This window comes from Sellimonas sp. (genome assembly GCF_047234585.1).
Lineage (GTDB): Bacteria > Bacillota > Clostridia > Lachnospirales > Lachnospiraceae > Sellimonas > Sellimonas caecigallum.
The window spans coordinates 1-7,814 of the sequence record NZ_JBKSWG010000048.1 but is presented as its reverse complement, the minus strand read 5'-3'; the positions used below and the strand labels follow the sequence as shown (position 1 = coordinate 7,814).

Sequence of the window (7,814 nt, the reverse complement as noted above, 5' to 3'; positions counted from 1 at the left end):
TGGGTAATTCCTTACTGGCTGTAAGGGGTATTAACCATAAATATATTGTAGTAGTGGAATGTAAATTTTTTTCTGATTTCTCGCAAGAGAGGGCAATCCACTTGAAGTCCTTCCTTAAAAAGGATATAATAAACCCGATTATTCGTATTTGAAATGTACAAATAATGGAGGTTAGAAATTGCGAAAACTAGCATTAAGTGATGAAATACTATTAAAGGTTGAGAAACCCGCCCGTTACATTGGGAATGAGGTAAACTCGGTAATGAAGGACAAGAATCAGGTGGATATCCGCTTTGCCATGTGCTTCCCGGATGTCTATGAAATCGGCATGTCCCATCTCGGAATTCAGATTTTATATGATATGTTTAACCGTCGGGAAGATGTATGGTGCGAGCGGGTATATTCTCCGTGGACAGATCTGGATAAGATCATGCGGGAAGAGAAGATTCCTCTTTTTGCACTGGAATCCCAGGATCCGATAAAGGAATTCGATTTTCTCGGAATTACCCTGCAGTATGAGATGTGTTACACAAATATCCTGCAGATCTTGGATCTGTCGCAAATTCCGCTCTTTGCAAAAGATCGGTCTGAGGAGGATCCTATCGTCATTGGAGGAGGCCCTTGTGCAGTCAACCCAGAGCCTATTGCAGACTTTTTTGATCTGTTTTATATCGGGGAAGGGGAGACCCAGTACGATGCTCTTTTAGAGGCTTATAAAGAGAATCGCAGATGCGGCGGCAGCAGAAAAGATTTCCTGCAGATGGCGGCCGAAATCGAGGGTATTTACGTTCCACAGTTTTATGATGCTGTTTACAATGAAGACGGAACACTGAAAAGCTTTGTGCCAAATGATCCTCATGCGAAGGAGAAGATTCGGCGCCAGGTTGTTGTTGATATGGACAAGGTCTCTTATCCTACGAAACCGGTCGTTCCGTTCATCAAAGTGACACAAGACCGTGTGGTATTGGAGGTCATGCGCGGGTGCATCCGTGGATGCCGGTTCTGCCAGGCAGGGATGATCTATCGTCCTACCCGTGAAAAAAATTTGGAGACGTTAAAGAAGTATGCAAGTGAGATGCTGAAAAGTACTGGACATGAAGAAATCTCTCTGAGTTCCTTAAGTTCCAGCGATTTTTCCGAACTGAAGGGTATTGTCACTTATCTGATCGACGAATTCAAGGGAAAAGGGATCAACATCTCTCTTCCATCTCTGCGGATTGACGCATTTTCTCTGGATGTTATGAGCAAAGTCCAGGATATCCGAAAGAGCAGCCTTACTTTCGCACCGGAAGCCGGTTCCCAGAGAATGCGAAATGTCATCAATAAAGGACTTACAGAAGAGATGATCCTGGAAGGTGCCGGAAAAGCATTTGAGGGCGGATGGAATAAAGTCAAGCTCTACTTCATGCTTGGTCTTCCGACGGAGACGGAAGAAGATATGAAGGAGATCCCGCGTCTTGCAGACAAAGTGGCGAGAAGATACTATGAAATCCCGAAAGACAAAAGAAACGGGAAATGTCAGATCACGTTCAGCACTTCATTCTTTATACCAAAGCCATTTACCCCATTCCAGTGGGCGAAAATGTATACGATGGATGAATATATTCACAGAGCTCATGTGGTCAATCAGGAGATGAAAGAACAGCTGAACCGGAAAAGCCTGAAATACAACTGGCACGAAGCAGATGTAACTGTTCTGGAAGGAGTATTTGCCAGAGGAGACAGAAGAACATCTAAAGTCCTTCTGGAAGCTTACCGTCTTGGATGCCTCTTTGATTCATGGAGCGAGCAGTTTGACAATAACAAGTGGATGCAGGCTTTTGAAAATACCGGGACAGACATCGCATTTTACACAATGCGGGAAAGAGGAAAAGAAGAACTTTTCCCGTGGGATTTTATTGATGCTGGGGTAACAAAATCCTTCCTTTACCGTGAGTGGGAGCGCGCGATGCGCGGCGAAGTCACACCAAACTGCAGGGAAAAGTGTTCTGCATGCGGTGCAATGTGTTACGAAGGAGGTGTCTGCTTTGAAGGCAAGAATTAAATTCCGAAAATACGGAGTCATGAAATATATCGGACATCTGGACGTGATGCGGTATTTCCAGAAAGCGATGAGGCGGGCAGAGATTCCGATCGCTTTCACACAAGGATTCAGCCCTCATATGATCATGTCCTTTGCCAATCCTCTTGGAGTAGGACTTACAAGTGACGGAGAATACTTTGATATTGAGTTGAAGGAACCAATTTCATCTGAAGATGCAGTAAGACAGCTCAACGAAGCGATGGTAGACGGGATGGAAGTCGTAAGTTTCGTGCAGATCCCGGATGAAAAGAAAGCTACTGGAATGGCTATTATTGAAGCGGCAGATTATTTGGCAATTCCAAAGAAAGAAGACATTCTGTTTTCCAATGAAGATCTTGCGTCCTTCCTTTCTCAGGCAGAAATACTCGTCCTGAAACAGACGAAAAAAAGTGAAAAGGAAGTCAACATTCGGCCGTGGATCCACAAAATGGAGATGCGCGGAAACGATATTTTTATGCAGGTTTCAGCCGGAAGCGCAGCCAATCTGAAGCCGGAACTTGTCATAAAATCCCTTCTTCATTTCCTCTGTAAAAAAGAGACGGAAACGGATTTTTACTATCACAGGATCGAAAATTACGCTCGTCTGGAAGACGGAAAGCTGATTCCTCTGGATGAACTTGGAACAAAGATCGAAGGATAGGAGATGACGACAACATGGAACGAAAAGCAGTGGCCGCCTACGTGAAAGATCATCCGTTTCTTTTTGTCATAGAGGATGGCCGCGTGGCGGAAATCCATCCTATCGGCAGCAAAAAGGACACGTGTGTTGTCGGGGAGATCTATATCGGAAAAGTCAAAAAAATTCTTCCGAACATTCAGGCAGCATTTATCGAAATACGTCCAGGAATGGAGTGTTACTGTGCTCTCTCTGATGCGAAACAAGGTTTTTTTACCTGCAAAGCCGGCAAAAAGCCTCTATGTGTGGGAGATGAGCTGGTAGTACAGGTCAAAAAAGAAGCTGCCGGGACAAAACAGCCTGCTGTCACAGCAAATATCTCTTTACAGGGAGCGTACTGTATTCTGTCTTTGACGGACCAGGCTCTTGGAGTATCGGTAAAGATCGAAAAAAAGAAAAGGGAAGAAATCCGTACTTGGCTTTCTGAATGTGCGGACACTTCGTTTGGAATTATCGTGCGCACCAATGCTGCGGCCCTTACAAAAGAAGAGCTCCTTCTGGACATCAGAAAACAGGAGCAGAGTTTTCAAACTCTTCTGGATAAGGCAAAGACAAGGACTTGTTTTACATGCCTAAAAAAAGCCGGATTCCCAGGAAGCGCCGCCCTTCTTGGTCTGAATGAAGAGACACTTACTTCTTTGATCGTGGAAGATCCCAACCTTTATGAAAGTTTCCGCTCCTATCTGGAATCGGAGAGACCCAAACTTCTTGACCGGCTGATGCGTTACGAAGATACCCTTCTTCCTCTCCATAAACTTTATATCCTGGAGAAAGAACTGGAGCGAGCCTTATCCGAAAAAGTATGGATGAAATCAGGCGCCTACCTTGTCATTCAGCCAACTGAGGCATTGACTGTCATAGACGTCAATTCCGGAAAAGCTATCGCCGGAAAGAAAGAGCAGTATCTCAATATCAATCTTGAGGCCGCCAAGGAGGCGGCGCACCAAATACGGCTCCGCAATCTTTCTGGCATTATCCTTATCGACTTTATCAATCTTTCCGGGGACGATGAACGAAAGGCTCTCCTTTCAGCAATGCGCGCGGCTGTCGCATCTGATTCTGTCAAGACAGATGTTATAGACATTACCAAATTGGAGTTGATGGAGATCACACGCAGAAAAGCAAATGTGCCGCTTTCAGAAGCGGTAAGGAAAGCAGGAATAAAAAAATGAGCAAAAAAGAACTGAAAACAAACGCCATGCGGATTCTTGACCGGATGAAAATCCCATACGAATACCAGACGTATGAGTGTGAAAATTTCGAGGACGGCATCGCTACCGCCAACCAGCTGTCACTTCCGCACGAAGAAGTGTATAAGACACTGGTAACCCAAGCCAAAAGCGGTTCCCACTATGTGTTCGTCATTCCCATCGAGGAGGAGATCGATTTCAAAAAAGCGGCAAAAGCGGTCGGAGAAAAATCACTTGAAATGCTGCCTGTAAAGGACTTGACACCTCTCACGGGCTATGTCAGAGGTGGCTGCACTGCTATCGGTATGAAAAAGCAATTTCCGACCATCATTCAGGAAGATGCGGCGTCTCTTGAGACAATCTATGTAAGCGGCGGGAAGCTGGGAATGCAGCTGAGACTTTCTCCGGAAGGCCTCAGAAAGGCGGCTTCGGCTTCTTTCGGAGACGTGATCCGGAAAGAAAAGTAGAAAAAATGAGATTTTTGTTGAAATCCAGACTTTATCATAGTAAAGTAATACGTAACGAAGAAAAGGAGAACAGATATTCATGAACATACCAATAGAAACTTGTGATACCGTAATCTTCGATCTTGGAAATGTTCTTGTAAGGTACGATTGGAAAAACTGCCTTCAGAAATTTGGGTATGCCCCGGATGTGTACGATGCTGTGGCAAAGGCTGTTTTTTTAAGTCCTACTTGGCAGGAGGGCGATCGCGGTACATATGGAAAAGAAGACTGGTGTGACGCATTTGTAAAAAATGCGCCAAAGTATGAAAAGGAGATACGAGAAGTCTACCGTCATCTCGGGGAGACGATCCTTTCTACGGACTATACAGATGCTTTGATCCGGTATTTTAAAGAAAAAGGGTACGCTCTTTACTATCTGTCCAATTACTCTGAAGAGGTTTTCGAACAGTCAAAAGACACTCTGAAATTTCTGAATGAGTTTGACGGGGGCGTTTTTTCCTGGCAGGCAAAGCAGATGAAGCCGGATCCGTCCATCTACCAGACACTCCTTCGCAAGTATAAACTTGCGCCAGAACGCTCTCTGTTTTTTGACGATCTGCAGGCCAATGTGGATGCGGCGTGCCGAGAGGGAATACACGGGATTGTATTTACACCATCTGTTGCTCTTGAAATCCTTCGAAAATAATGCAGAGGAGATTGTAACTATGCAGAAAGTGGTAAAATTCGGCGGCAGCTCCCTGGCGAGCGCGTCTCAATTTAAAAAAGCAGGCGATATCGTCCGTGCAGAGAAATCCAGACGCTATGTCGTTCCGTCTGCACCTGGCAAGCGGGATTCCAGAGACACGAAGATCACAGATATGCTGTATAGATGCTATGGAAAAGCGGAAAGAGGCGAGGACTATACAAAAGAATGGGCGTTTATCCGATCGCGTTTTGACGAGATCATCGGAGAGCTTTCTCTCAGCCTGTCTTTAGACGAAGAATTTGACGAAATACAGACGCAATTTAAGAAGAAGGCAGGAAAAGACTACGCTGCATCCAGAGGAGAATTTTTAAATGGTATCATCATGGCTGCTTATCTTGGATTTGAGTTTATCGATGCGGCAAACGTGATCTTTTTTGACAAAACCGGACACCTGGATGAAGAAAAGACAAATGAAGCTCTCGCCGAGCGGCTGAAAAAGTGTGAATATGCTGTTATTCCGGGATTTTATGGATGTGATCCAGACGGAAGAGTCGTAACTTTCTCAAGAGGGGGATCTGATGTGACCGGCTCTCTTGTGGCGAAGGCCGTTCACGCTGATCTTTACGAGAACTGGACGGATGTTTCCGGGTTTCTGGTTGCAGATCCGCGGATCATCAAAGATCCTGAAGTGATCGAGACAATCACATATCGGGAACTCAGAGAATTGTCCTATATGGGAGCCACAGTGCTCCACGAAGATGCCATCTTCCCGGTCAGAAAAGAAGGGATACCTATCAATATCCGAAATACTAACAAACCGGAAGACCCTGGAACGCTGATTGTTGAGGGAACATGTCGGCATCCTCGCTTTACGATTACCGGGATAGCCGGAAAGAAGGGATTTGCTTCTGTTACTATCGATAAAGCTATGATGAATGCTGAAGTGGGCTTTTGCCGGAAGATACTTCAGGTATTCGAGGAAAATAACGTATCCATCGAGCACATGCCGTCCGGCATCGATACCATGACCGTCTTCTTCCATCAGGATGAATTTGAGAGCAAAGAGCAGCGTGTGCTGGCCGGTATCCACCGCGTGGCGGAACCGGATTTCATTGAGCTGGAATCGGATCTTGCACTTATTGCCGTTGTGGGTCGTGGGATGAGACAGACTCGCGGCACTTCCGGACGGATTTTTGCTGCGCTTTCTCACGCCAATGTCAATGTCAAAATGATCGATCAGGGTTCCAGTGAACTGAACATCATTATCGGTGTACGGTGCAACGACTTTGAAAGCGCTATCAAGGCAATCTACGATATTTTTGTAACAACACAGTTATAAACACATATGACATTAAAGAGGTTTTAAAATGAATATTTTATTTTTCCTTAAGCCAAAGGCAGATCTGGCTTATATCTACGATTATCACACTGTTCGTCAGGCTATGGAGATCATGGAGCATTATAAATATTCCTGCGTCCCGATTCTGAACCGTGATGGAAAATATCTGGGGACCATTACGGAAGGGGATCTCCTGTGGGGACTGAAGAAAAACGGAATTACCAATATGAGACAAATAGAAAGTACAGCAGTTATGAAAATCCAACGGAGATTCGACTACAAGCCGGTTAGTATCGAATCAGATATGGAAGATCTCGTCAAACGGTCCATGGAACAGAATTTCGTACCAGTGGAAGATGATGACCACAATTTCATCGGTATTGTTACGAGGAGAGATATCATTGGATATCTCAATGACCAGGTAAAAGGACGGCAGAAATAATATGATTGATTTTCACACACATGTATTTCCAGAGAAGATCGTAGACAAAACGATATCGTTCCTTGAAAATCAATGTGGAGGACAAGCTTATCTCCGTGGAACTGCGGATGCCCTGGTATCGTCAATGAATGAGGCTGGTATCGGCATTTCGGTTGTACTTCCGGTTGTCACAAGGTCGGAACAGTTTGATTCCATCAACCGTTTTGCTCTCTCCCTTACGGAAATAACAGATGGACGGCTGCTCTCTTTTGGAGGCATCCATCCGGACAACGATCATCCGAAAGAACGGATCAAAGAGCTGAAGGCTAACGGAATAAAAGGGATCAAACTCCACCCTGACTACCAGGAGACAAGATTTGATGATATCCGTTATAAGCGCATCGTGGATGCCGCTTCCGAACTTGGTCTCATCGTCAGTGTTCACGCAGGGCTTGATCCGGGGTATCCGGACTTTGTCCACTGTACACCACGGATGGCCGCACATGTCATTGATGAGACAGCGCCGGAGAAACTTGTGCTTGCCCATATGGGAGGGTTTATGCGGTGGAATGAGACGGAGGAGCTCCTCATTGGAAAAAACGTTTACTTTGATACCGCCGTCTGTTTTGGAAAGATACCAAAAGAGCAGCTTCTTCGCATGATACAGACACATGGAGCAGAACGAATTCTCTTTGCGACGGATTCCCCGTGGGGAGAGCAGAAGGAATTCGTATCTTATTTACAGTCTCTTCCTCTGGATGGGGAGACGATGAAACAAATTTCGGAAGAAAATGCAAAAAAATTATTGGGAATCTCTTGATTTTTCCTGAAAGTCATGCTAGTATATACGAGTATGCCGCACGGCGAGGTTTCAAAGTTCCTTTTGGGACACCACAGCCGGCGAGTAATGATAATAGGAGGTGCCATATGTACGCAATTATAGCAACAGGTGG

8 protein-coding genes are annotated in these 7,814 nt (G+C 45.2%); all 8 read left to right on the top strand.

The window, feature by feature from the left end:
* Nucleotides 1-178: 178 nt before the first annotated feature.
* The 8 genes from ACLROL_RS11940 to ACLROL_RS11905 all read left to right on the top strand — a co-directional run bounded on the left by ACLROL_RS11940 (nucleotide 179) and on the right by ACLROL_RS11905 (nucleotide 7,681).
* Nucleotides 179-2,044, top strand: a complete 1,866-nt coding sequence (locus ACLROL_RS11940) for a TIGR03960 family B12-binding radical SAM protein (RefSeq protein ID WP_287450248.1) — start codon at nucleotides 179-181, stop codon at nucleotides 2,042-2,044.
* Complete coding sequence (locus ACLROL_RS11935) at nucleotides 2,028-2,723, top strand: TIGR03936 family radical SAM-associated protein (protein WP_413067919.1); 696 nt, start codon at nucleotides 2,028-2,030, stop codon at nucleotides 2,721-2,723. The genes ACLROL_RS11940 and ACLROL_RS11935 overlap by 17 nt, the downstream gene beginning before the upstream one ends.
* A gap of 14 nt (nucleotides 2,724-2,737) precedes the next feature.
* Nucleotides 2,738-3,931 carry a ribonuclease E/G gene (locus ACLROL_RS11930; protein ID WP_413067918.1) on the top strand — a complete coding sequence of 398 codons (1,194 nt, stop codon included), beginning with the start codon at nucleotides 2,738-2,740 and terminating at the stop codon, nucleotides 3,929-3,931.
* A complete protein-coding gene (gene ybaK / locus ACLROL_RS11925) occupies nucleotides 3,928-4,416 on the top strand; it encodes a Cys-tRNA(Pro) deacylase (RefSeq protein WP_087200577.1) in 489 nt (162 codons plus the stop codon). The genes ACLROL_RS11930 and ybaK overlap by 4 nt, the downstream gene beginning before the upstream one ends.
* 79 nt (nucleotides 4,417-4,495) lie before the next feature.
* Nucleotides 4,496-5,101: an HAD family hydrolase gene (locus ACLROL_RS11920; protein WP_221919860.1), complete on the top strand. Its 606-nt coding sequence runs from the start codon at nucleotides 4,496-4,498 to the stop codon at nucleotides 5,099-5,101.
* 19 nt (nucleotides 5,102-5,120) lie between these two features.
* Nucleotides 5,121-6,440, top strand: a complete 1,320-nt coding sequence (locus ACLROL_RS11915; RefSeq protein ID WP_413067917.1) for an aspartate kinase — start codon at nucleotides 5,121-5,123, stop codon at nucleotides 6,438-6,440.
* A gap of 28 nt (nucleotides 6,441-6,468) precedes the next feature.
* Complete coding sequence (locus tag ACLROL_RS11910; RefSeq protein ID WP_087200570.1) at nucleotides 6,469-6,882, top strand: CBS domain-containing protein; 414 nt, start codon at nucleotides 6,469-6,471, stop codon at nucleotides 6,880-6,882.
* A 1-nt stretch (nucleotide 6,883) separates the two neighbouring features.
* Entirely contained in the window at nucleotides 6,884-7,681 is a 798-nt protein-coding gene (locus ACLROL_RS11905) for an amidohydrolase family protein (RefSeq protein WP_413067916.1), read from the top strand.
* The last annotated feature ends 133 nt before the right edge of the window (nucleotides 7,682-7,814 follow it).